Here is a 24,449-nt window from a genome sequence, read left to right as displayed (position 1 = left end):
GCGTCTCGGCGATTCGGCGCACCGGTGTCAGTCCGGCCGCGCCCGGAAGGTGGACTGCGATGTTCCAGCTCCTGTGGATTCTGCTCATCGGCTTCGTGCTGGGCGTACTGGCCAAGCTGATCCTGCGCGGGCCGCAGTCGATCCCCTGGTGGCTGACGATGCTGCTCGGCGCCGCCGGTGCCTGGCTCGGCAACGCCGTCTCCGGATGGATCGGCGTCCGCCACACCTCGGGCATCGACTGGATCCGGCACCTACTCCAACTCGGCTTCGCCGTCGCCCTGGTGGCCTTCGTCGCCCCGGCCTGGAGCAAGTCCCACCCGAGCCGCTGACCCGGACGGCCCAGGCTGCCGCCGCCCCGGACCGCCGGTGGCAGGAGGCGGAGGCGGCCGACCCGTTCGGCGGGGAGGCGCCGTCAGCCGACGTGGACGGCCGGGCGGCGGCTGCGGTCCGGTTCGGCCTCGCGCAGGACTTCGCGGGTGACGGGGGCGATCTCGCCCTGGCCGAAGAGGAAGAACCTGAGGAACTGGGCGAAGGGGTTGCCCTCGGTCCACTCGAAGTAGATGTGCGGCTGCTGCCCGGTGAGGTCCCGCACCCGCAGCAGCAGGGCGGCCAGCGCGTTCGGCACGCTGGAGCTCTGCAGCGTCAGCACCCGGTAGCGGTCGTGCAGCACCTCGCCGCGCACGGTCAGTTCGGCCTCGAAGTCGGACGGGTCGAGCACGGTGACCTCGACGAAGACCAGGTCGTCCTCGGTCGGGATGTCGTTGTCGGCGCGGATCTGGCGGATCTTGTCGCGGTACTCGGCGAGGTCCCGGCTGTTCGGCTCGTTGGCGATCAGCCGCAGCGGGCGGTACGTGTAGTCCCGGACGAAGCGTTCGGCGACGACATCGAGCACCACGTCGGTGACGCGCAGTTCGAAGGCCCGCTTGAGCCGGGAGAGGAAGGAGACCAGCATGATGCCGGCGATGAAGCAGCCGCCGATCTTGACGCCGTCCGGCCGCTCGGCGATGTTCACGGCCGTGGTGTAGAGGAAGACCCCGGCGATCGCGGCGAAGCCGACCGTCCTGCGGCGCTGCCCCGACTTGTGGGCGGCGATGGTGACGGCGATGGCGGCCGAGCTGATCAGCACCAGCACGCCGGTCGCGTACGCGCCGCCCTGGGCGTCCACGTTGGCGTCGAACAGCCAGGTGACCAGGAAGGCGATCAGGGTGAGGACGATCACGGTGGGCCGCACCGCGCGGGCCCAGTGCGGGGCCATGCCGTAGCGGGGCAGGTAGCGCGGCATCAGGTTGAGCAGTCCGGCCATCGCGGAGGCGCCGGCGAACCAGAGGATGGCGATCGTGGACAGGTCGTAGACGCTGCCGAAGGTGTTGCCGAGGTTCTGGTGGGCGAGGTAGGCGAGCGCCCGCCCGTTGGCCTGCCCGCCGGCCTTGAAGGCGTCCGCGGGGATCAGCAGGGTGGTGATGAGGCTGGTGGTGATCAGGAAGCAGCTCATGATCGCGGCCGCGGTGGTGAGCAGCTTGCGGGCGCCGCGGATCCTGCCGGTGGGCTTCTCCTCGGTGTCGTCCGGGTCGCCCTCGATGTGCGGCATCACGGCGACGCCGGTCTCGAAGCCGGACAGGCCGAGCGCCAGCTTCGGGAAGACGATCAGCGCGACGCCGATCATCGCGATCACGTTGCCGTGCTCCGCGGTGAGCGCGTCGGTCCAGTCGCCGACGACGTGCGGGGCCTTCAGCACGTGCCAGAGTCCGTTGGTCACCACCACGACGTTCAGCGCGAGGTAGACCGCGACCAGGACGACGGCGATGCCGATCGCCTCGCTGAAGCCCTTGAGGAAGACCCCGCCGAGCAGGGCCACCATGATGAGGGTGATCGTCACCTGCTTGCCGGTCAGCAGGCTGTGCAGATGCGGGTTCTCCACCAGGTGCGCGGTCGCGTCGGCGGCCGACAGGGTGATGGTGATCATGAAGTCGGTGGCCGCGAAGCCGAGCAGCGTGAGCACGAAGAGCTTGCCCTGCCAGAACGACAGCAGCCGCTCCAGCATGGCGATCGAGCCCTGGCCGTGCGGGCTCTCCTGGGCGACCCGCCGGTAGACGGGCAGGGCGCCGAGCAGCGTGACGATCACCAGCACGATGGTCGCCAGCGGCGAGAGCAGGCCGGCGGCGAGGGCGGCGATGCCGGGCTGGTAGCCGAGCGTGGAGAAGTAGTCCAGGCCGGTCAGACACATCACCCGCCACCAGCGCTGGCCCTTGACGTGCGGCGCCTCGGCGTGCGGGCCGGGGTGCTGCTTGGCCATGTCCGACAGGCCTTCCAGCATCCACGCCCGGAACCTCGCGCCGCGGGTCGCGGGTGCCACCCCCGGATCGGCCGAACCCGACGACACCACGTGCACCCCTGTCCACCAGTCGGCCGGCCGCGCTCGGCTCCGGCCCCCCAAAGGCCGCCGGACGGCGGGCCTGGTCAGGCTAGGGGACCGGACCGGTGCCGCCGGGGAGCAGCGCGTCCGGACACGCCAGGGGTGCCCCGGACGGCCCTCAGCGGTGGCGGACGGCGCCCCGTCGTGCCGGCCGTCCCGGCGCGGCGGGCCGCACGCACTGCCCGGAACGGGCGAGGATATCCGCGCGATCGACGGATGCGTGCAGGTTTGCCGAGAACGGACACCAGGGAGGCAGCGGTGGCGGAACCGAGTCGGCGGGGCATTCTGGGCCTGGGCCTGCTGGCGGCGGCCACCGCCTCCTGCGGCACCCACCGCCCGGACCCCGCCCCGCACTCCTCGTCCGACGGTCCCGCCCCGCGCCCCTCCCCCGACGACGCCGCCCCGACCGCCGCCGCCCAGCACGTGGGCGTCCCGCCGGAGCAGTCCCTACCCGGCGCGCCCGACTGGGAGATCACCGACCCCGGCCCCGCCGACGCCATCGAGGGCTTCGCCGACCGGGTCAGCGTGCTGCCCGGTGAGCAGTTCGGCCTGCACGTCTCCACCCCGGCCGCCGCCTTCACCGTCTCCGCCTACCGCACCGGCTGGTACGACGGCGCCCGCGCCCGCCTGGTCTGGCGCCGCGAGCACGTCCCGGGCGGCCGGCAGCCCGCCCCGCGCGTGGACCCCGCGACCAGGACTGTGCTGACCGGCTGGCAGCGCACCCTCGCCGTGGACACCACCGGCTGGCCCGAGGGCGCCTACCTGCTGCGCCTGGACGCCGAGGACGGCTCCGGCCAGCGCTACGTCCCGCTCACCGTCCGCTCCGCCGCCACCGCCGGGCGGACGGTCGTGATGAGCGCCCCCGCCACCTGGCAGGCGTACAACGAGTGGGGCGGGTACAGCCTCTACAACGGCCCCACCGGCGGTCTGGCCACCCGCTCGCTGCGGGTGGTCTTCGACCGGCCCTACGACTACGACCACGGCGCCGGGCTGTTCCTGGTGTACGAGGCGCCGCTGGTCGCGCTCGCCGAGCGGCTCGGGCTGCCGCTCGCCTACACCACCGGGATCGACGTGGCCCGGGAGCCCGGGCTGCTGCACGGCGCGAGTGCCGTCCTCTCCCTCGGCCACGACGAGTACTGGTCCCCCGAGCAGCGCGCCCAGGTGGTCGCGGCCCGGGACGCCGGCACCAACCTGGCTGTCCTGGGGGCCAATTGCTGCTTCCGCCGGGTCCGCTTCGAGCCCTCGGAGCTGGGCCCGGACCGGACGGTGGTCTGCTACAAGGACGCGTGGGCGCAGGACCCGGGCCACCAGGCCGGCGCCCCGGCGACCACCGACTTCCGGGCCGGCCCGGGCGCCGACCCGGAGAGCTCGATGCTCGGCGTGATCTACGACGGCTACCCGGTGGACGCCCCGTACGTGGTCGGCTCGCCGGAGCACTGGGCGTTCGAGGGCACCGGCGTCGCCGCCGGGGCGTCGTTCCCGCACCTGGTCGGCGTCGAGTACGACCGGGTGGACACCGCCTTCCCCACCCCGCGTCCGATCGAGGTGATCGCGCACTCCCCCGTGGTCTGCGAGGGCCGCCGCTCGCATTCCGACACCGCGTACTACACCGTGCCGGGCGGCGCCGGGGTGTTCGCCTCCGGGACGATGCGCTGGGTGGAGGCCCTGGACGCGCACGGGCCCGGGGGCGGCAGCGCCGACCACGGGATCGACGCCCGGACCGGGGACCTGGTCCGCCGGGTCACCGAGAACGTCCTGCGCACCTTCGCCGCCGGCCCGGCCGGCCTGACCCACCCGGCCCGGGACAACCTCGCGACCGTCTACGACGGGGCGTAGCCCGTCGGGGGCTGCGAGGGACCGTCTGCGAGGGGCCGTCGCAGAAATTTCCCGGAACGACGGATCGGGGCGGTGCCGCGGCGCCCCGGGCACGCATCGCGGTCGAACGGATTTCCGGGCCGTGGCCGGCCGTGCCCAGCCCGTCACCCGGGGCGAGGAACCGTCCGCCGCACCGATACACTCACACGGTCTCATCCACAGCAGGTCGTCAAGGACAACCGTCCGGCGTGGCACGGGTGCCGGCCGGAAAGGGCACGAGGGAAACAGAACATGGTCGAGGCCTCCCCGAAGGTCGTTGTCGTCGTCCCCACGTACAACGAGCGGGAGAACCTTCCGGTCCTCGCGGGTCTTCTCGCGGACCTCCCGGTACCGGGCCTGCACCTGCTGGTGGTCGACGACAACTCGCCGGACGGCACCGGCGAGATCGCGGACAAGCTCGCCGCGGAGTCCGGCGGCACCGTCGGCGTGCTGCACCGCACCGAGAAGGACGGCCTCGGCCGCGCCTACCTGGCCGGCATGGCCCGGGCCCTGGACGAGGACGCCGACGTCGTGGTCCAGATGGACGCCGACCTCTCGCACCCGGCCTCGGCGATACCCGCGATGGTCCAGGCCCTGCTGGCCGACGACACCGCCGTGGTGCTCGGCTCCCGCTACGTGCCCGGCGGTTCGACCGCCGCGGAGTGGCCCTGGCACCGCAAGGCCCTCTCCGCCTGGGCCAACCTCTACGTCAACACCATCCTCGGCCTGGGCGTCCGGGACGCCACCGCCGGTTTCAAGGCCTGGCGGGCGAGCACCCTGCGGGCGATCGACCTGCCGACCGTGCAGAGCAGCGGGTACTCGTTCCAGGTCGAGATGAACTACCGGGTCGTCCAGCGCGGCCTGACGATCCGCGAGGTGCCGATCCGCTTCGAGGAGCGGATCGAGGGCGCGTCGAAGATGAGCATCGGGGTGCAGGTCGAGTCGGCGCTGGCGCCCTGGAAGCTGCGGCTGAACCGCCAGGACCCGCGGTAGGCCGTAGCCCGCCGGGCCGTGACCCTCACCCGGGTCAGAGCCAGGGCCCGGGCATACGGGTGCCGGTCGGACGGCTCGGCGGTGTGAAGGGCGACCACGGGGAAAGAAGGGCGACATGGCCCTTCTCCCGGAGTCCCTCACGGCCCTGATCCGCCGCGGTGCCCGAGAACCCTTCGTCGTCCAGACCGTGCGGGCCACCGTGGCCGCCACCCTCGCCTTCGCGGTGGCCACCCGGCTCAGCAGCGAGCCGGCCCCGCTGACGGCCCCGCTGACCGCGCTGCTGGTGGTGCAGGTCACCGTCTACTCGACGCTCAAGACCAGCATCCGCCGGGTCAACTCGGTGGTGGTCGGCGTGCTGATCGCGACCGGCTTCAGCGCCGTGGTGGGGCTCTCCTGGTGGAGCCTCGGGCTGATCATCCTGGCCTCGCTGGTCGTCGGCCGGTTCGTCCGGGTCGAGGAGTTCGTCCAGGAGGTCGCGATCAGCGCCATGCTGATCCTCGGCGTCAGCGGGCTCGCCTCGCAGGCCTGGGACCGGGTGCTGGAGACACTGATCGGCGCCGCCGTCGGCCTGCTGTTCAACCTGCTGTTCGCCCCGCCGGTCTGGGTGGACACCGCCGGGGAATCGATCGAGGACCTCGCCCGGCGGGCCCGCCAGCTGCTGCTGGACATCGCCGAGCAGTTGGGCCGTCCGACCCCGGTCGCCCGGGCCGCCGAGCAGCTGCACGAGGCCCGCCGGCTCGACCACGCCATCGCCGACGTGGACGTGGCACTGCGCCAGGCGGAGGACAGCCTGCGGCTCAATCCGCGGATCAACGACGGGCTGCTGTCCCGGCTGGTGCTGCGCACCGGGCTGGACACCCTGGAGATCTGCGTGGTGGTGATCCGGGTGCTGGCGCGCTCGCTGACCGACCTGGCCAAGCGGCGCGCGCCCGGCGAGCGGCTGTTCCCGCCGGACGTCGCGGTGGGCCTGGAGGAACTGCTGGCGCACGTCGGCGGGGCCATGGTCAGCTTCGCGGTGCTGGTCACCACCCAGGTGAGCCGCAGCGCCGAGGAGGCGGAGCGGCGGCTGACCGCCGAGCTGGCCGCGGCCTGGACCTGCCGGGAGAACGTCGCCCAGGTGCTGCTGCAGAAGGTGCGGGAGCACCCCGAGGCGTGGCAGTTGCACGGTTCGATACTGGCCGAGGTGGACCGGATCCTGGACGAACTGGACCTGGAGCACCGCAGCCGGCGGCTGATGGAGGAGCTGGACCGGGCCTCGGTGGCGAGCCGGGAGCGGTTCTCGCGGTTCGCCGGGCTGCGCCGGTTCGTCCGGGGCGAGCGGGCGCGCCCGGCGGTGCGGGCCGGGCGCTGAGCCCGCGTCGGACTCCGGGGGGCGGGGGCTTGGGGGGCTTGGGGGCTCAGGGCATCGACCAGGGTTCCTGCGGGAGCGGGTGGCCGGTCTCCAGGTAGGTCTTCAGGTTGGACAGCACCGCCGACCAGCCCCGCTCGACGTCCGCCCGCTCGGCCTCGTCGGCCAGCTGGTCGTGGGTGACGGTGAGCCGGGTGAGGTCGTGCCAGCCCCGGAGTTCGAAGGTGACCTTGGAGGGACCGCCCGGGCGCCGCTCCCCGGGCGCCGCCCAGGTGGTGACCAGCCGGTGCGGGCGGTCGGCGGCCTCGACGACGCCGATCGCGTCGGCCGTCCCGGAGCCGTCGGCGCGCTGGTGCTCCCAGGGCGCGCCGGGCAGCCAGGTGGAGACGTTGCGGTGGCCCCAGTAGAGGCCGGACTCGTCGGCGTTGGTGAGGGCGTGCCAGACCCGCTCGGGGGTGGCGCGCAGGTAGAGGGTGCTGCGGAGGGCGGGCGCGGCCATCGCGTCAGCCCCTGGCCGCGTCGAGCAGCGGCTGGACCTCGATCTTCTGCATCCGCATCATCGTCGCCATCACCCGGCCGGCCTTGGCCCGGTCCTCGTCGGCGATCAGGTCGAGCAGGACGCGCGGGGTGATCTGCCAGGAGAGGCCGAAGCGGTCCTTGAGCCAGCCGCACGGGCCCGCCTGGCCGCCGTCGGCGGTGAGCTTGGCCCAGAGCTCGTCGACCTCCTGCTGGCCGTCGCACTCCACCTGCAGCGACATGGCCTCGGTGAAGTGGAACTCGGGGCCGCCGTTGAGGGCCGCGTACTCCCGCCCGGCGAGTTCGAAGGCGACGGTCATGACCGAGCCTGCTCCGCCGGGGCCGGTCTCGGGGTAGCGGGTGACCTGCGTGATGCGGGAGTTGGGGAAGAGCGAGGTGTAGAAGGTGGCGGCCGCTTCGGCCTGGTCGTCGAACCAGAGGAAGGTGGTGATCTTCTGCATGCGCCCGACGGTAGCCCCGGGCCCCGCCCGGACGGCCGAGCCACGGCCGGGGGTCACCGGTTCGGCGCCCCCGGCCCGCGGCCCGCCCGCCACCGGGTCAGTGCACCCAGCCCGCGTAGCGCTGTACGAAGCGCAGGCCGGTGTGGGCGGTGACGACGACGTCGTAGCGGCCCTGCTTGTCCAGCGGCCAGGACAGGTTCGCCTGCTGCCCGGGCTTGACCCGGACGGTCTGCGCGGTGCCGGCGAAGTCGTTGGGCGCGGCGGTGAAGGAGACGTCGGTCATGCCGTCGTTGGCCACCTGCAAGGTGAGCCGCACGCTGCCGTGCAGGTCGGCGGTGACGATCGGTACGCCGATGTCGTTCTGGCCGTCCTGCCCGTCCCGGACCACGGTGCCGGCGAAGCGGCGGACGAAGCCGTCCGGGCCGTGGACGGTGAAGTCGTAGCGGCCGTTGGTGGCGGCGGCGTCCCAGACGTACCGGGCGGTGGCGCCGGGGGCGACGGTGTACGGGGTGCCCGCGAAGGGCAGCGCGATGTTCGGGTAGACGGTGTACGGGAAGGCCACCGAACCGTCGTTGCTCATCGTGCAGGTGACCTTGCCGGTCTTGCGGTCCACCTCCACGTCGGCCCACGGCTGGTAGGGCAGCGGGCGGTGCGGGCGCTCGCCGCGCTCCTGGACGGGCATCGCCTGGGCTCCGACCGCCGGGAGGGCGACGCCGGGCAGCTTGGTGCCCGCGTCGGCCCTGGCCATCAGGGCCGTGGTGTCGGGCAGCGACGGGACGGACGGGTTCGGCGCGGCGAAGTCGAAGCAGCTGGTGAGGTCACCGCAGACGGACCGGCGCCAGGCCGAGATGTTCGGCTCGGCGACGCCCGTGACCAGCTCCATGAAGCGCAGCACGGAAGTGTGGTCGAAGACCTGGGAGTTGACCCAACCGCCGCGCGACCAGGGCGAGACGACCCACAGCGGGACGCGGTTGCCGAGGCCGATGGCGCGGCCCTGGGTGAACTCCTCGGGGGTGCCGGGCTCGGGGGTGGGCGGGACCATGTGGTCGAAGTAGCCGTCGTTCTCGTCGTACATGACCAGGAAGACGGTGTGCTGCCACACGGCCGGGTTGGACATCAGCGACTGGAGGGCCTGGTCGACCCAGTGCGCCCCGTACGCCGGGCCGGCCTCCGGGTGCTCGGAGAAGAGGTAGGGGGCGACCAGCCAGGAGATGGTCGGCAGGGTGCCGTCCTTGCAGTGGCGGTCGAAGGCGGCCGGGTCGAACTTGGTCATCGCGTTGATGTAACGCGGGTCGGTGGGAGGGAAGTTGTGGAACTGCTTGAAGTAGGAGAGGGCGTTGTCGTCGTAGTCGCCGGTGCGGTCGTCCTTGCTGGGGTTGTGGTAGACCCGCCAGCTGACGCCGGCCTGTTCCAGGCGCTCGGCGTAGGTGGTCCAGTCGGCGACGGGGTTGTCGGTGACCGGGGTGTTGTCGATCCAGGGCCCGGTGGTGCCGTCGCAGCCGGGACCGGAGGTGCCCGTCCAGAGGTAGAGCCGGTTGGGGTCGGTCGGGCCGGCGAGGGAGGTGAAGTAGGCGTCGCAGAGGGTGAACGCGTCGGCCAGGGCGTACTGGTAGGGGATGTCGTCCCGGGTGAAGTAGCCCATGGTGCGCTCGCCCTTGGCGGCGATCCACTTGTTCATCGCGCCGTTGTTGATCGCCTGGTGGCCGGTCGCCCAGTCGTGGGGCAGGCCGCCGGCGTTCTGCGCGTTGTACTTCGAGGTGTCCATCCGGTACGGCAGCATGGCGCCGCCGTCGCTGCGACGGCTGTCCGGCTGGCGGAACACGTCGGCGCCGTCCGGGAATTGGAGCGCCTGCTTGTCGCCGAAGCCGCGGACGCCGCTGAGCGTGCCGAAGTAGTGGTCGAAGCTGCGGTTCTCCTGCATCAGCACGACGACGTGCTTGACGTCCTTGATGGTGCCCGTCAGCCGGCCGGAGGCGGCGGGGGCTGCCTCGGCGGGGGCGGCGCCCAATCCGGTCAGGGCGGTGGCGCCGACGGCCGCGGTGGCGCCGACGAAGGTGCGGCGGGAGAGCTCGGACATCACGAACTGGCCTCTCAGAGCTGGAAAGTGGCGACGGCGGCGGCGGTGTCGGAGGGCCACTCGTTGGCGGCGGTGTTCGGCTCGGGCTGCGGCCAGTCGGCGACCAGGGTGTGCGCCTCGACCAGCTTCAGCGAGCCGGCGTACTGGACGTAGTCGATGCGGTCCTGCGGCTCGGGCTTGGCGCCGCGCTGCTTGCGGGTGGGCGACCAGGTCGCGCCCGGGAACCTGACCGGGTCGCGGTGCTCCTCGCGGAAGGTGTCGGTCAGCCCCGCGCCCTGAAGGGCCACACTGACGGGCCAGTTGAGCACCCCGACGCCGCCGTGCGCGGCGGCGGTGGCGGCCGTCCAGTCCAGGTGGGACGGCGAGGAGAGGGCGCCGGCGAGCACCACCGGGGTGCGCCGGGCGATGTCCGCGCGCACCGCGGCGGCCAGGGCCTTGGCCTGCTTCAGGCGGAGCGAGGCGGTCTCGGCGGCCTCCGCCTGGGCGGCCGTCCGACCGTCCTGGAGCGCGTACGGGCCGTAGCCGGCCTCGTCGAGGTGCGCGGTCCAGAAGCGGACGGCCCGGCCGCCGGGGAGCTGCACGGTGGCCCCGGCGGCGGGCAGGTCGGCGGTCGGCGGGGTGACGTCGGCGAGCGGGTAGCGGCTCAGGATGCCGACGCTGCCGGGGCTCTGGTAGGCGTACCAGCCGAGCGCGTCGGCCAGGGTCTTCGCCCGCTCACCGGCGGTCTCCTGGAGGGCGAGGACGTCCAGGCCCTGGGTGAGGACGACCCGCAGCTGCTTCTCCAGGGCGTCGGTGTACCCGGCGCCGGCGTCGTGCAGGTTCCAGCTGGCGGCCTTGAGGCGCGGCGGCGCGGCGGGGTCGACCACGGGGATGAGGACGGTGACGGTGTCGACGGCACCCGCGCTGTCCTTGACGCCGACGACGGCCAGCTCGGGGCTCTTGCCCGCCGCGGGCGCGGTGCCGGTGAGCGTGCCGTCGGCGGTGACGTTCAGCCAGGACGGCCCGCTGACCTTGCGGAAGACGGCGGTCCCCGCCGGGTTGCCGACCGGGCGGGACCAAAGGCCGCCGAGCTTGACGGAGACCGCCGCGCCGGGGGCGACGGGCGCGGTGGTGAGGGCGTCCACGGCGCTGTGCGGGCGGACGACGGCCGGCTTGGCGCGGAAGCTGAACGGGGCCGTCCGGGCGAGGACGCCGTAGCCGTCCTTGGCGAGCAGGTAGGCGGTGTAGGGGCCGCCGGTCAGCGCGGAGGTGTCGAGCTGGAGGTCACCGGAGGTGCCCGGGACGTACTTCCAGAGGAGGGAGCCGCCGTTGCCGGGCTGGCGGTCGCCGTCGTACACGCCGACCCAGTTCTTGGCGTCGGGGGCGTCGGTCGTCCAGTGGAAGGTGAGCCGGTCGCCTTCGGTGGGGTTGGCGGAGGAGGTGAGGGTCAGGGCGCTGCCTGCGGCCACGGTTGTCCTGTCCGCCGCCCGGGGCCCGGTCCGCCGGGGGTCGGCGCCGGGTCCGCGCGCGGCTGGTCACGGAGGCTGGGGAAGGGAGGGCCCGGCAGTTGGCTGTACAACTGTGGGCGGCCCTCATTCATCCGAAAGTCAGCGACCGGGACGTGAACGGCGTGTGACGGCCCATCGGGCGGTTCGGGAACTCCATGGCGGGCGGCGGGAATTCTCGGCGGAGACGCCGGGGGGCCGGGGGCCGGGGGCCGGAAGAGCCGGGAGGGGGGGGGGGGGGGGCGCCGCCCCCCCCCCCCCCCCTCCGGCGCTGCTGCGCCTCTCGGCTTCTGCGCTTCTCGGCTTCTTGACTTCTTGGCTTATGCCAGGGCGAGGAACAGCTTCTCCAGCTCGGCCTCGCTCATCGGCGGGGTGTCCTCGTCGGAGGCGGCCATGCACTGGCGCATGCCGCTGGCCACGATCTTGAACCCGGCCCGGTCCAGGGCGCGCGAGACCGCCGCGAGCTGGGTGACCACGTCCTTGCAGTCACGGCCCGCCTCGATCATCGCGATCACCCCGGCCAGCTGGCCCTGGGCACGGCGCAGCCGGTTCAGGACCGCGCCGACCGACTCCTCGTCCACCTGCATGTCCGGGCCGCCTTTCGCATCGACTGTCGACTGACAACTGTACCCGGTGGGGTATCCATTCCCGGGCGGGGCGATGCGGGCGGGGGCACTGGGGTGTTCGGCGGTTCAGCGACGGTGTTCAGCCGCTTTGCTCGGCGGCTGTGCTCAGCGGCGGGCGAGGCGGCGCTCGCCACCGGCGCCGGTCTCGTACGGGAGCCCGTAGTGCGCGAACACGGTCGGTTCGTCCTCGGCGGGCAGGACGTCGTCGGTGCCGATCGACGGCGCCTGCTTGACCTGGTTCTTCGGGAACGCCACCTGGACGTAGTCCGGCCCGACGACCGCCCCGTCGAGCGGGACGAACACCAGGCGGCGCCTGGTCACCAGGCCGACCGCGACGGTGGCGAAGAACGGCTGGTCGGTGGCCGTCTCCACGTAGACGGACTCCAGCGAGCCGATGCGGTGGCTCTTCTCGTCGACCACGGCGTGGCCGCGCCATTCGCGGATGTCTGCCATAGCGATCACCACAGCGTCGGACCTCCTGTTCCCCGGTCTTTCCGCTTCCGTCGCCCGACAACGGTTCGCCGCCGGGACCTCCCATCCTCCGCCGGGACGACCAGGGGCGCGCGATGGGCGACGAAAACGGACATACAGGGGTGACCTGACCAACCGCCACCAGGGCCGTGACCTGGGCTTTAGGCTGTCCGCCGAGGGAGTTGCAAGCAGATCACCCGATCGTCAACAGACGGAGGCAGCGGCCGTGGGACACGACGACCTGTGGGAGTCCGGCGAGGCCGGAACCCCGGCCGACCTGCGGCCCGACATCCCGCACCCGGCCCGGATGTACGACTACTACCTCGGGGGAAAGGACAACTTCCCCGCCGATCGGGCCGCCGCCGAGAAGGCGCTCGCCGCCAATCCGGAGTTCCGCTCCACCGCGCGGGCCAACCGGGGCTTCCTCACCCGCGCGGTGCGCTGCGTCGCCGGCCTCGGCATCGACCAGTTCCTCGACGTCGGCACCGGCATCCCCACCGCCGGCAACACCCACGAGATCGCCCAGGCCGCCGATCCCGGGGCGCAGGTCGTCTACGTCGACAACGACCCGATCGTGCTCAGCCACGCCCGCGCCCTGATGTCCGGCACGGGCCCGGGGCGGACCGCCGTCCTCCAGGCCGACCTGCGCGAGCCGTCCGCCGTACTCGCCGTCGTCGAGGCCGCGGGGCTCCTCGACTTCTCCCGACCGGTCGGCCTCGTCCTGGCCGCCGTCCTGCACTTCCTGCGCGACGAGGACAAGCCCCATCAGGCGGTCGACACACTGATGGACGCGCTCCCCTCCGGCAGCCACCTCGTCCTCTCGCACGGCACTGCCGACTTCATCCCCGCCGAGGTCCGCGACCGCGTCACCGGCATCTACGACAAGGCCACCGCCCCCCTCGTCGGCCGCACCCGGGACGAGGTCCGCGCCTTCTTCGACGGCCTCGACCTCCTCGACCCCGGCATCACCACCGTCCCCCTCTGGCGCCCCGACACCGCCCCCGCCTCCGGCGCCGACCGCGTCAGCATCTACGGCGCGGTGGGTCGCAAGCCCTGACAGCTCCCCGGAACGAATATACCGACCGGTCTACAGATTCATCCCGGGGCGACGGCGGGGGCGACGGCGGGCGCGGGTAGGCCCAGGTGGGGGTGGGTGGAGCGGCGCCGGGGGGCTGGCTGGAGTCGCTTTAGGGGGGTTAATACCACCGACCGGGGCCACCACGTGCGGTTACTGTCGTCGGGACGGCTCCGGACGGGGGCGGTCATCAGGGGCTATCGCGCAACAAGCAGCGCAGGACACATGGGGGACGAACATGGGCAGGTACCACCGTTTCGCGGGGGCTCTCGTGGTCGCCGGGCTCTCCGCCGGGGTGCTCAGCGCCTGCAACCCGATCGGGACCAACTTCACCGACGACGCCACCGTCACGGACAAGATCACCGGCATCCGCCTGGACAGCGACGCCGGGGAGGTGACCGTGCGCGGCAAGGCCGGCGCCACCCAGGCCGCCGTCCACCGCAACATCACGTACCGGAGCGGCAAGCCGGGCGCGAGCACCCGGGTGGACGGCGGCCTACTGGTGCTCGGCGGCTGCGGACGCAACTGCTCGGTGGACTACACCGTCGAGCTGCCGCCGGGGCTGCCGATCACCGGGGGGACGTCGGCGGGCGGGATCAAGCTCACCCAGGTCGGCGACGTCTCGGTGCACACCAGCTCCGGCGACATCACGCTCGACGACGTGGCCGGGCCGGTCGACGTGCGCACCGACAACGGTGAGATCAAGGGCACCTCACTCAAGGGTGACCGGGTCAGCGCCAAGACCGACAACGGCGGGATCAAGCTCACCCCCGGCAAGGCCCAGAACATCACGGCGAAGACCTCCAACGGCGAGATCAACGTGACCGTGCCGACCGCCTCCTACCACGTCACCGCCTCGACCGACCTGGGCGAGAAGCACATCGGCGTCCAGAACGACCCGAACGGCCAGTACAAGCTGGACCTCGGGACGAACATCGGCGAGATCACCGTCAAGACGGGCTGACCGCCCCGGCCCCGCCGGGGGGCGTAGCGGGGCCGGGGGCAGGGGTGGTCAGAGACCGACCTGGACCTCGGCGCGGTGCCGGATGTACTCGTCGGGGTGCGCCCTCGCGATGGCCACCGCGGCCTCCACCAGGGCGTGCAGCCGCGACGGGTAGGCACGCGGCACCAGGGGCAGCCCGGGGAGGATGCAGCGCCGCACGTCCAGGTCCTCGTTGGCGACGAACTCCCGCAGCGCGGCCTCGTACCAGGCGTCCCGCACGGTCGACCCCTCGTCGGCGGCGGCCGTGCTGCGGCCGTCCCCGACCGACAGGGACGTCCAGTACCAGGCCCGGGCGGCGCCGGCGCGCTCGGCGTCGGTGCCGGTGTGCAGGTAGCCGAGCAGGGTCAGCCGTACCCGGCGCTGGCCGAAAGCGAGCAGGGCCGGCTCGACGAAGCGCCGGTTGAAGCTCGGGTTGGGGTCGTAGACCGCCGCCTCCAGCAGTGCCTCGAAGTACTCCTCGGGCAGGTCGGTACGCCCGGAAAGCGCCTTGTGGACCTCCCACCGGGCCGCGCTCGGGAAGTCCGCCCCGTGCGCGGCCTCAGCCCCGAGCAGGCGGAGCAAACGCGTCAACCGCAGGTCGAACTCCTGCGATCCGTCCGCCGTGCGCCCGGGCAACGGCTGGAGAATCCGCACCTCGCCTGCCGTGTCCTTGGTTTCCACGAACACCCTCCTCATCCTGAGTCATCGGCAGACTACTCGCTGATACACCAGTTCGGAGGTCGTTTTCGGGCAGGCTGGAATTCAGATCACCGACATATGGCCGGAGTTTGACGGTCGATCAGTCCTGCTACCGCCGCAAACCAGGCGAGTTGGACGGACGGATCGGCAGGCGGGCCGGCGGACGGGTCGGCGGGCGGGCCTTCGCCGGTCAGGCCGGACGGCCCGGCGGGACCAGGCCGGACTGGTAGGCGATCGCGACGAGTTGGGCCCGGTCCCGGGCGTCCAGCTTGGCCATCGCGCGGTGGACGTGGGTGCGGACGGTGAACGGGCTGACGAACATCCGCTCGGCGATCTCCTCGTTGGTGAGGCCGGTGGCGGCCATCGACATCACCTCGCGCTCGCGCGCGGTGAGCACGGACAGCCGCTCGGCGGTGCCGCCGGCCGCCGGATCGGGCTGGGCGAGGAGTTGGTCGATGACGGCCCGGGTGGCGGCGGGCGAGAGCAGGGCGTCCCCGGCGGCGACGGCGCGGACGGCCGCGAGCAGTTCCGCCGGGTCCGCGCCCTTGCCGAGGAAGCCGCCGGCGCCGGCCCGCAGCGCCTGGGCCACGTACTCGTCGATCTCGAAGGTGGTGAGGATCAGGACCCGGGTGCCGGCCAGTTCCTCGTCGCCGCAGATGGCGGCCGTCGCGCCGAGGCCGTCGGCGCCGGGCATGCGGATGTCCATCAGGACGATGTCGGGGCGGGTGGCGCGGGCGAGTTCGACGGCCTGGTGGCCGTCGGCGGCCTCGCCGACCACCTCCATGTCGTCCTCGGCGTCGATCAGCACCCGGAACGCACCGCGCAGCAGCGCCTGGTCGTCCGCGAGCAGTACCCGGATGGTCATGCGTGGTCCTTGTCTACTCGAACGGCACGGTCTTCCCGGCCGGCCCGGTCCGCCCGTACGGCACAGCCACCGCGACCGGCGCCGTCGTCCCGGGCGCCGGTGCGCAGCGGAAGTTCGGCGGTGACCAGGAAGCCGCCGTCGGGCCGGCTGTCGGCGGTGAGGCGGCCGCCGACCGCGCCGGCCCGTTCGCGCATGCCGATCAGTCCGAAGCCGCCCTCGCCGGGGGCCGGGTGGGGCAGCAGGGCCTGCCGGGGGCGGGCGCTGGTCGGCGGGCGTCCGTTGGCGACGCTGACGGCGACCCGGCTGCCGCTGTAGGCGAGGGTGATCTCGGCGCCGGCGCCCTGGGCGTGCTTGGCGACGTTGGTCAGGGACTCCTGGACGATCCGGTAGGCGGTGAGGTCCACGCCGGGCGAGAGCGCGCGAGCCTCGCCCTCGACGGTGAGCCGCACCGGCAGGCCGGTGCGTTCGAAGGCGTTGATCAGCTCGGGAAGCCGGTCGAGGCCGGGGGCCGGTTCGAGTGGCGCGGGCTCCTCGGCTCGGCGCAGCAGGCCGACGGTGGCGCGCAGCTCCTGGAGCGCGGAGCCGGTGGCGTCGGTGATGTGGCTGAGCACCTCGCGCGCCTGGGTGGGGTGGCGGTCCATGAGGTAGACGGCGATGCCGGCCTGGGCATTGGCGAGGGCGATGTGGTGGGCGACGACGTCGTGCAGGTCGCGGGCGATCCGGATCCGCTCGTCCGCGACCCGGCGGCGGGCCTCCTCCTCGCGGGTGCGTTCGGCGCGTTCGGCGCGTTCCTCGATGGCGGCGAGGTGGGCGCGGCGGTTGCGGATGGAGTCGCCGAGGGCGCCGGGCAGCAGGGCCCAGGCGAGGACACCGATCCGTTGGCCGATCGGGCCGCCGCCGTCGCCGATCAGCGACGTGCCGGTGAGCAGGACGGCGGAGGCGATCGAGGCGCGCAGGGCGGTGGCGCGGTCGGTCCGGACGGCGAGGAAGTAGAGGGCGAGCAGCAGCGGGGTGGCCAGCCCGGGGGTGAGGCGGGGGGTGGTGAGGATGAGGGCCATCGTGCAGATCAGCGTGATGACGACCACTGCCCGCGGGTGCCGGCGGTGGGCGAACACGGTGACGGCGGAGACCAGCGCGATGGTGGCGCTGAGCGGCCTGAAGGAGATGACGTGGCCGGTCTGGTCGACGGTGACGCCGATGCCGGTCATCGCGATCAGCACGGCGCCGCCGACGGCGTCGAGCAGCCGGGGGTGGTCGCGGCGCAGCCGCTGCCAGGTGTCGCTCATCGTGGTGCTCTCCGGGTCGGGGGTGCCCTGGCGGCACCCTCGCCGGGTTCTGCCAGTTCGTGCCGAACCGCGCCCTGCCGGGCGGGGTGGGCCGGGTCGGGGGCCGCCGTGTGCGTGGCGGACCCCGACAGCAACGGTAACGGTAGGGATCGAACCATTGTCCGGGCCGGGGCCCGCCCCGTGGATCGGGACGGGCCCCGGCTGGTCCGCGGGGGGTCGGCCCTAGACGCCGACGGACTCCCGGACCGGGGCCGGTTCGGGGGCAGCGGTCTGCAGCTTGCTGCCCTCGACGTCGATGTCCGGCATGAGCCGGTCCAGCCAGCGCGGCAGCCACCAGGCGTGGCGGCCGAGCAGGGCCAGGACGGCCGGGACGATGGTCATCCGGACCACGAAGGCGTCGAAGGCGACGGCCGCGGCGAGGCCCAGACCCATCATCTTGATCATCGGTTCGCCCATGCCGATGAAGCCCGCGAAGACGGCGATCATGATGAACGCGGCGGCGGTGACCACCCGGGCGTTGTGCCGGAAGCCGGTGACGATGGCCTCGTCGGGCTGCTCGCCGTGGACGAAGCCCTCGCGGATCCGGGTGACCAGGAACACCTCGTAGTCCATGGCGAGGCCGAAGACCACGCCGACCATGAAGATCGGCATCATGCTCATCACCGGGCCGGTCTGTTCGACGCCGATCAGGTTGGCCAGCCAGCCCCACTGGAAGACCGCGACGACCGCGCCGAGCGCGGCGGCCACCGAGAGCAGGAAGCCGAGCGCCGCCTTCAGCGGGACGAGCACCGAGCGGAACACCACCAGCAGCAGGACGACGGCGAGGCCGACGACCACCGCGAGGTAGGGCACCAGCGCGTCGGTGAGCTTCTGCGAGACGTCGATGTTCATCGCCGTCGTGCCGCTCACCAGGACCGTCGCCCCGGTGGCCGTCTTGAGGCCGGCGGCGTGGCCGCGGATGGCCTGGACCAGGTCCTTGGTCTCCGCGGCGCTCGGGCCGGTGGACGGGACGGCGTTCAGCAGGGCGGTGTCCCCCGCCTTGTTGAACATCGGCGGGGTGACGGAGACCACGCCGGGCAGCGCGGAGACCGTCTTGGCGACCTCGCTCGCGGCGGCCTTCGGGTCGGGCGTGCCCTTGACGTCGACCATGACGGTCAGCGGCCCGTTGAAGCCGGGGCCGAAGCCCTCGGACAGCAGGTCGTAGGCGCGGCGCTGGGTGGTGGAGGTCGGCTTCGACTCGTCCCCGGGCAGGCCGAGCCGCAGGTCGAGCGCGGGGGCGGCGAGCACCCCGAGGCCGATCACGCCGCCGAGCAGCACCGCGAGCGGGCGGCGCAGCACGAACTTGGCCCAGCGGGAGCCGCCGTTCTCCTTCTTCGGCTGGACGGCGCCCTTGCGGGCCTTGCGGGGCAGCACCCGGCGGCCGATGAAGCCGAGCAGCGCGGGGACCAGGGTGAGCGCGACCAGGACGGCGATGACCACCGTGCCGGCCGCGGCCATGCCCATCTTGGCGAGCATCGGGATGCCGACCACCGAGAGCCCGGCCAGGGCGATCACCACGGTGAGCCCGGCGAACACCACGGCGGAGCCTGCGGTGCCGACGGCCCGGCCGGCCGCCTCCTGCGGGGTGCGGCCCTCGGCGAGCTCGGCCCGGTAGCGGGAGACGATGAACACCGCGTAGTCGATGCCGACCGCGAGTCCCAGCATCATCGCCAGCGTGCTGGTGGTGGAGGACAGGCCGAGCGTGCTGCCGAGCCCGGTGATCAGGGCCATGCCGAGGCCGACCCCGATCACGGCGGTGAGCAGCGGCAGGCCCGCGGCCACGAGTGAGCCGAAGGTGATCACCAGGACGACCGCGGACAGCGCCATGCCGATCATCTCGCTGCTGCCGCCGGCCTCGGGCTTGGCCATCAGCGCGTTGCCGCCGACCTCGACCTTGAGCCCGGCGTCCCGCCCGTGCTGGGCGGCCTGTTCGAGGGCGTCGGTGGCGCCCTTGGACAGCTCGCCCGCCTTCACGGAGTAGCTGACGGTCGCGTACGCGGTGGTGCCGTCCTTGGAGACGGTGTTGGCCTTGAACGGGCTGACCGCGCCGGAGACCTCGTCGGCGTGGGCGAGCTCGGCGACCGTCCGCTCCACCGCCTGCTGGTTGGGCTCGGCGGTGATCTTCTGCCCGGACGGGGCGACGAACACCAGGCGGGCCGAGGCGCCGTCGGCGTGGCCGCCGGGGAAGCGCTCGTTCATCAGGTCGAAGGCCTTCTGCGCCTCCGTACCGGGCATCGCGAAGCCGTCGTCGGGTGCGGCGGGCGCCTTGGCCGCCAGGACTCCGCAGACCGCCAGCACGGCCACCCAGAGCAGGGTCACCAGCCGGCGTCGGACGAAGGCCCAGCGGCCCAGGCGGTACAGGAACGTGGCCACGGAAGAGTGGACTCCTTCGAATCTCGGTCAGAGTGCGCACCGCGGCCGCCCCGGCGCCTTTCGGCGCGGACCGCCCGCAGCATGACCCATCCTTGACGGCCGGCCCCTCCTCCGTCGTCGTCCCTGCGCAGGCCGTTTGCGTACTGCGGACGCAGTACGGCCCCTCCCCGGACGGCGGAAGCGCATCAGCTGTGGTGGGAGCGGTCGGGCGCACTCCCGGCGGTGGCGACGGGGCGGTGGCGGGGCAGCGGCAGGGCGGCGACGGGGCCGGGCGTCGTCACCCGGGCGGGCGGCGACGACGGGCCGCGGCCCGGCGGGCGAAGTAGCGTGATGTGCCGGGACCGACACTTTTCGTACGGTTCGGACCCATCTGACCCGATCGGTGCTGACCCCAGCCCGCCGCCGGAGGTGCCCATGGGCGTTCCAGCCGCCCGCATCGTGTTCGACGAATCCGACCGCGCGGCCGTCGCCGAGGCGGTGATGGAGATGCTCACCACGGGCGCCCTCACCCTGGGCCCGTGGACCGAGCGCTTGGAGCAGGCCTTCGCCGCCGAGCACGGCGCCTCGCACGCCGTCGCGGTGAGCAGCGGCACCGCGGCGCTGGAGGTGATCCTGCGCACGGTCGACGTCCGGGGCCGCGACGTCGTCGTACCGGCCGTCACCTTCTACGCGACCGCCGGCGCCGTCCTGCACGCCGGCGGGCGCCCGGTGATCGCCGACGTCGACCCGGCCACCCTGGCGCTCTCCCCCGAGACGCTGGAGGCGGCCCTCACCCCAGATACCGCAGCCGTCGTACTCGTCCACATCGGCGGACTGATCACCCCCCGGGTCGAGGAGCTGCGCGCGCTCTGCGACCGGCACGGCGTCCCGCTGGTCGAGGACGCCGCACACGCCCACGGCAGCAGCCTCGACGGGCGCTGCGCCGGGACGTTCGGCCTGGCCGGGGCCTTCTCGTTCTACCCGACCAAGGTCACCACCAGCGGCGAGGGCGGCCTGATCCTCACCGAGTCGCCCGAGCTGCGCGACGAGGCCCGCACCTACCGCGACCAGGGCAAGGGCTCCTTCACCACCAACCACCACGTCCGGCTCGGCCACGCCTGGCGGATGAGCGAGCTCGGCGCGGCCGTCGGCGCCGTGCACCTGCGCCGGCTCAAGGAGTTCATCGAGACCCGCCGGGCCGTCGCCCGCCGCTACGACGAGGCGCTGGCCGGGCTCGACGGCCTGGAGCCGGTGCTCGAACCGTCCGGCTGCCGCGGCAACTACTACAAGTACGTGGCGCTGCTGCCGCCCGGGGTGGAGCGCGCCGCGTTCAAGCGGGCGGTCGCCGAGGAGTACGGCGTGCGGCTTTCCGGCGAGGTGTACGACCTGCCGCTGCACCTGCAACCCGTCCTCGCCCCCTACCGGCGCGGGCCGCTGCCGGTCGCCGAGGACGTCTGCGCGCGGCAGGTGTGCCTGCCGGTGCACTCCGACATGACCGGGGACGAGACGGAGCAGGTCATCGAGGCCGTCTCGGCGGTGCACCGGAGACTCGCCGGATAGCCGGGGCGGGGTCGACCCGACCAGGCGGGCGCGCCGAGGCGCTCGACACGGAGTGCGAGAAGGCGCTCGACACGGAGCCCGACAAGGAGAGAGATCGTGCGGATAGCCGTCACCGGGGGATGCGGATTCATCGGGTCACACGTCGTGGACCACCTGATCGCGGCCGGCCACGACGTCCTCGCGGTGGACACGACCGACAAGTACCTCAACCCCGACGCCGAACACGCCCGGCTCGACATCCTCGACCTCGCGGCCCTCACCTCCGCGCTGGCCGGCAGTGAAGTGGTGTACCACCTCGCGGCGATGGCCGACGTCGAACAGGTCTCCGCCGACCCGGTGCGGGCCGTGCGGACCAACATCGACGGCACCGAGGCCGTCCTGGAGGCCGCCCGGCGCAGCGGACTGAGCCGCACCGTGCTGGCGAGCACCGTCTGGGTCTACGGCGCCGCTCTCACCGACGAGCAACTCGATGGCGGAGAGCAGGAGTTGGACGAGCACGTGCCGATCGAACTGGAACACAGCGGCCACCTCTACGTGGCCACCAAGCTCGCCGCCGAGATGCTGGTGCACAGCTACCGCGAGCTGTACGGGCAGCACTTCACCATCCTGCGCTACGGCATCCCGTACGGGCCCCGGATGCGCGACGAGCTGGTCGTCGCCCGGTTCGTCCAGGCCGCGCTCACCGGGCGGCCGATCACCATCGCCGGCGACGGGCGGCAGAGCCGCAACTTCGTCTACGTCGAGGACCTCGCCGACGCCCACGTCCGGGCCCTGTCCCCCGCCGCCGAGGACCGGACCTTCGCCCTGGAGGGCTCCACCGCCGTCTCGGTGCGCGACATCGCCGACACCGTCGACGACCTGCTGGGGCCGGTCTCGATCGAGCACATCGACGGCCGCAAGGCCGACTACACCGGGCGGCGGATCTCCTGCGCCCAGGCCAAGCGCCTGCTCGGCTGGTCTCCGCACACCAACTTCGCGGACGGCGTGCGGAGTTACGCCGACTGGTACCGGACCACCGCAGCCGCCTCCGCCGCCTCCTGAGCGGGCCGCCCGATGCCGCACGCCCTGCTCGTCTCCGGCTCCCTAGGCCAGGGCCACGACGTGATGGCCCAGGCCTGCTCCGACACCCTGCGGGCCCGCGGCTGGACCACCCACACGGTCGACGCGATGGCCCTGCTCGGGCAGCGCTCCGGCGCCGCCGGGGAGGCCGTGTTCCGGCGGCTGCTCGACCTGCCCGGCGTGTACGACGCCTTCCACTTCTCGGCGTTGCGGCCCGGCGCCCGGCTCGCGCTGCTCGCCGACGCGGCCGCCCGCAGCCGGCTCGTCCCGGCGCTGCGCCAACTGGTCGCGGCGCAGCGGCCGCAGCTGGTGGTCTCCGTGTTCGCCACCGCCACCTCGGCCGTCAACCGGCTGCCGCGACGGGACTTCCGGCACTTCGTGTTCTGCACCGACGTGACGCCGCACCGGCTCTGGGTACAGGAGGGCACCGACCTCTTCCTGGTCACCTCCGAGGTCGCCGCCTGCGCCGTGCGCCGCTACCGGCCGGACGCCGCCGTCACCGTCCTGCCCGCTCCGCTGCGGGAACCGTTCTACCGGCCGCCCGGCCGGGCCGAGGCGCGCGCCGAACTGGGCGTCCCGGCGGGCGGGCGGTGCGTGCTGCTGATGTCCGGCGCCTGGGGGCTCGGGCCGCTCGCCCGCACCGCCGCCTCACTCGCCGCCGCCGGTCCGCACGTGCTCGCCGTCGCCGGGCGCAACCGGGAACTCGAACGGCGGCTGCGGGCCGCCGCCCGCCGGGAGCCGCGCCTGCACCCCTTCGGCCACACCGACCGGATCCCCGCCCTGATGGCCGCCGCCGACCTCGTCGTCACCAGCTCCGGCGACACCTGCAGCGAGGCCCGCGCCCTCGGGCGGCGGCTGCTGCTGCTCGACGTCGTCCAGGGCCACGGCCGCGACAACCTCCAGCACGAGCTGGAACTCGGCCACGCCGACGTCGCCTCCGCGCACCCCGCCGAGGTGGTCCGCAACGCCCTCGCCGCCCTCGCCCGCCCAGCGCCCACCCCCTCCCCCGGCGCCACCCCGGAGCGCTGGCGCACCGGGTTCACCGCGGCCCTGGCGCAGGTGGGGCTGGCGTAGCCGAGCGCCGGGGCGAGCCATACGGGAGTCCCGGCCGGGGTGGAGCCGTGCACCCGGGCGGGGGCCGGGGCCGGAGTTCGCTACCTGGCGCATACCTGTTCCATACGAGTCCTTTACACTCTCCGAAGCCTCCGGACGGCCCCGGACAGCGGCCTCGCCCGCCGGCAGCGGCGGCCGTCCAGCCCAGGCCGGAGCACCCACCCCGGGGTGCCGCTCTCCCCGGGGACACACTCCTGCTCGAAGGAACCCCCTCGTGACCCCCGACCCGCACCGGCCGCCCGGGCCCCAGGCCGTACCGCCCCGCACCACGGCCAACCGGCTCGTCCGAGCCGCCACCCTGCTGTTCGTACCGCCGCTCGCCGCGATCTGGCTGTGGCGCTCCCGCCGCCTGCACGTCGCCGCCAAGGTGGCGCTGACCTTCTGCTGCCTGATCGGCTCGCTCTTCTGGTTGGGCGTCATCACGGGGCCGAAGCCGGAGAAGGCGCAGCCGGTCGCGGCCCCGGCGACGACCGCCGCTCCGGCTCCGACCGCTACGGCTACGGCCACGACGGCGGCCACCCCGGCCGACGCCGGGTCCCCGACGCCGGCCCTGAGCGCGACTCCGACTCCGAGCGCGACTCCCACTCCCACTCCGACTCCGAGCGCCGTGTCGGGTGTCATGCCCGACGTCGCCCAGCACACCGCCGGGGAGGCGCGTGCCCTACTGGTGGCGGCCGGTGTCGCAGCCGACCGGATCCAGGAGCACAGCCGCTACCTGGACCTAGCGCTGCCCGCCGACCACGACGCCTGGGTGGTGTGCGCGAACGTGCTCCAGCCCGGGAGCAAGCTGTACCCGGCGGCCTCTCCCGCGCTCCAGCTGGTGAAGCCGGGGGCTTCGTGCCCGGCGGACCGGTACGCGGCGCTCTACGCGGACGAACGCAACGACCCGTCCAGCCCGAACCACCAGGGCAACGCCGGCGGCAGTTCCACTGGCGGGTCGTCGGGCGGAACGTCGGGCGGAACGTCAGGCGGGGGCTCGGACGCGAACTCGGACGGGGCGTCGGGTGGCGGTTCCCAGGGCGGTGCCGGCGGCAGCGCCTACTACAAGAACTGCGACGCGGTGAAGGCCGCCGGCAAGGCCCCCCTGCACCGGGGCGACCCCGGGTACCGATCCGGCCTGGACCGCGACAACGACGGCGTCGCCTGCGAACGCTAGAAGACGCCGAGCAACGCCAC

The 24,449-nt window shown here is 73.3% G+C and carries 21 protein-coding genes; 10 read left to right on the top strand and 11 right to left on the bottom strand.

Annotation, left to right across the window (positions count from 1 at the left end):
- Positions 1-59 precede the first annotated feature (59 nt).
- Entirely contained in the window at positions 60-329 is a 270-nt protein-coding gene (locus AC07AL_RS21990; protein WP_363582603.1) for a GlsB/YeaQ/YmgE family stress response membrane protein, read from the top strand.
- A gap of 83 nt (positions 330-412) precedes the next feature.
- On the opposite strand, the gene AC07AL_RS21985 is transcribed toward AC07AL_RS21990, so the two are convergent.
- Positions 413-2,314 (bottom strand): APC family permease, encoded by a 1,902-nt coding sequence (locus AC07AL_RS21985; protein WP_363582601.1) that lies wholly within the window; start codon positions 2,312-2,314, stop codon positions 413-415.
- 315 nt (positions 2,315-2,629) lie between these two features.
- Here AC07AL_RS21985 and AC07AL_RS21980 point away from each other — a divergent pair, with 315 nt between their 5' ends.
- The 3 genes from AC07AL_RS21980 to AC07AL_RS21970 all read left to right on the top strand — a co-directional run bounded on the left by AC07AL_RS21980 (position 2,630) and on the right by AC07AL_RS21970 (position 6,611).
- Positions 2,630-4,249, top strand: coding sequence for a N,N-dimethylformamidase beta subunit family domain-containing protein (locus AC07AL_RS21980; protein ID WP_478317971.1), 1,620 nt, complete (start codon positions 2,630-2,632; stop codon positions 4,247-4,249).
- A 270-nt stretch (positions 4,250-4,519) separates the two neighbouring features.
- Positions 4,520-5,260: a polyprenol monophosphomannose synthase gene (locus AC07AL_RS21975; protein WP_063350695.1), complete on the top strand. Its 741-nt coding sequence runs from the start codon at positions 4,520-4,522 to the stop codon at positions 5,258-5,260.
- A 115-nt stretch (positions 5,261-5,375) separates the two neighbouring features.
- On the top strand, positions 5,376-6,611 hold the full coding sequence (locus AC07AL_RS21970) for an FUSC family protein (protein ID WP_363374742.1): 1,236 nt from the start codon (positions 5,376-5,378) through the stop codon (positions 6,609-6,611).
- A gap of 46 nt (positions 6,612-6,657) precedes the next feature.
- Here AC07AL_RS21970 and AC07AL_RS21965 read toward each other — a convergent pair whose 3' ends face one another.
- The 6 genes from AC07AL_RS21965 to AC07AL_RS21940 all read right to left on the bottom strand — a co-directional run bounded on the left by AC07AL_RS21965 (position 6,658) and on the right by AC07AL_RS21940 (position 12,225).
- Positions 6,658-7,107: an SRPBCC domain-containing protein gene (locus tag AC07AL_RS21965; protein WP_363582597.1), complete on the bottom strand. Its 450-nt coding sequence runs from the start codon at positions 7,105-7,107 to the stop codon at positions 6,658-6,660.
- 4 nt (positions 7,108-7,111) lie between these two features.
- Positions 7,112-7,585, bottom strand: coding sequence for a VOC family protein (locus tag AC07AL_RS21960; protein ID WP_363582595.1), 474 nt, complete (start codon positions 7,583-7,585; stop codon positions 7,112-7,114).
- 97 nt (positions 7,586-7,682) lie between these two features.
- A complete protein-coding gene (locus AC07AL_RS21955) occupies positions 7,683-9,662 on the bottom strand; it encodes a phosphocholine-specific phospholipase C (protein WP_363631368.1) in 1,980 nt (659 codons plus the stop codon).
- A 14-nt stretch (positions 9,663-9,676) separates the two neighbouring features.
- Positions 9,677-11,110 (bottom strand): endonuclease/exonuclease/phosphatase family protein, encoded by a 1,434-nt coding sequence (locus AC07AL_RS21950; RefSeq protein ID WP_363631370.1) that lies wholly within the window; start codon positions 11,108-11,110, stop codon positions 9,677-9,679.
- 356 nt (positions 11,111-11,466) lie between these two features.
- The gene (locus tag AC07AL_RS21945) at positions 11,467-11,733 is read right to left on the bottom strand and encodes a metal-sensitive transcriptional regulator (RefSeq protein WP_363582589.1); all 267 of its coding nucleotides are present in this window, start codon (positions 11,731-11,733) and stop codon (positions 11,467-11,469) included.
- Positions 11,734-11,877: 144 nt separating this feature from the next.
- Positions 11,878-12,225 carry a PRC-barrel domain-containing protein gene (locus AC07AL_RS21940; protein ID WP_400805768.1) on the bottom strand — a complete coding sequence of 116 codons (348 nt, stop codon included), beginning with the start codon at positions 12,223-12,225 and terminating at the stop codon, positions 11,878-11,880.
- 244 nt (positions 12,226-12,469) lie between these two features.
- Between AC07AL_RS21940 and AC07AL_RS21935 the strand changes: the two genes are divergently transcribed.
- Positions 12,470-13,300 (top strand): SAM-dependent methyltransferase, encoded by an 831-nt coding sequence (locus tag AC07AL_RS21935; RefSeq protein ID WP_478317970.1) that lies wholly within the window; start codon positions 12,470-12,472, stop codon positions 13,298-13,300.
- Positions 13,301-13,556: 256 nt separating this feature from the next.
- Positions 13,557-14,282, top strand: coding sequence for a DUF4097 family beta strand repeat-containing protein (locus AC07AL_RS21930; RefSeq protein ID WP_363582585.1), 726 nt, complete (start codon positions 13,557-13,559; stop codon positions 14,280-14,282).
- 48 nt (positions 14,283-14,330) lie between these two features.
- Here the strand turns inward: AC07AL_RS21930 and AC07AL_RS21925 are convergent, their stop codons facing one another.
- From AC07AL_RS21925 to AC07AL_RS21910, 4 genes are all read right to left on the bottom strand, one after another.
- On the bottom strand, positions 14,331-14,981 hold the full coding sequence (locus AC07AL_RS21925) for a hypothetical protein (protein ID WP_363582583.1): 651 nt from the start codon (positions 14,979-14,981) through the stop codon (positions 14,331-14,333).
- A 208-nt stretch (positions 14,982-15,189) separates the two neighbouring features.
- The gene (locus AC07AL_RS21920) at positions 15,190-15,864 is read right to left on the bottom strand and encodes a response regulator transcription factor (protein WP_363582581.1); all 675 of its coding nucleotides are present in this window, start codon (positions 15,862-15,864) and stop codon (positions 15,190-15,192) included.
- Entirely contained in the window at positions 15,861-17,150 is a 1,290-nt protein-coding gene (locus AC07AL_RS21915; RefSeq protein ID WP_363582579.1) for a sensor histidine kinase, read from the bottom strand. The genes AC07AL_RS21920 and AC07AL_RS21915 overlap by 4 nt, the downstream gene beginning before the upstream one ends.
- Positions 17,151-17,372: 222 nt before the next feature.
- Complete coding sequence (locus tag AC07AL_RS21910) at positions 17,373-19,562, bottom strand: MMPL family transporter (RefSeq protein ID WP_363582577.1); 2,190 nt, start codon at positions 19,560-19,562, stop codon at positions 17,373-17,375.
- 414 nt (positions 19,563-19,976) lie between these two features.
- On the opposite strand from AC07AL_RS21910, the gene AC07AL_RS21905 reads away from it, so the two are divergent.
- The 4 genes from AC07AL_RS21905 (at position 19,977) to AC07AL_RS21890 (ending at position 24,429) form a co-directional block, all read left to right on the top strand.
- Positions 19,977-21,101 (top strand): DegT/DnrJ/EryC1/StrS family aminotransferase, encoded by a 1,125-nt coding sequence (locus AC07AL_RS21905; RefSeq protein ID WP_363582575.1) that lies wholly within the window; start codon positions 19,977-19,979, stop codon positions 21,099-21,101.
- Between the two features lie 96 nt (positions 21,102-21,197).
- Positions 21,198-22,142 (top strand): NAD-dependent epimerase/dehydratase family protein, encoded by a 945-nt coding sequence (locus AC07AL_RS21900; protein ID WP_478317969.1) that lies wholly within the window; start codon positions 21,198-21,200, stop codon positions 22,140-22,142.
- Between the two features lie 12 nt (positions 22,143-22,154).
- Positions 22,155-23,234 carry a glycosyltransferase family protein gene (locus AC07AL_RS21895; protein WP_478317968.1) on the top strand — a complete coding sequence of 360 codons (1,080 nt, stop codon included), beginning with the start codon at positions 22,155-22,157 and terminating at the stop codon, positions 23,232-23,234.
- 253 nt (positions 23,235-23,487) lie between these two features.
- A complete protein-coding gene (locus AC07AL_RS21890) occupies positions 23,488-24,429 on the top strand; it encodes an excalibur calcium-binding domain-containing protein (RefSeq protein WP_478317967.1) in 942 nt (313 codons plus the stop codon).
- Positions 24,430-24,449 lie beyond the last annotated feature (20 nt).

The sequence above is a fragment of the Kitasatospora sp. NPDC043949 genome (genome assembly GCF_056435365.1).
The sequence above is the reverse complement of the archived record's forward strand: the minus strand, read 5'-3'. Positions and strand labels throughout refer to the sequence as shown.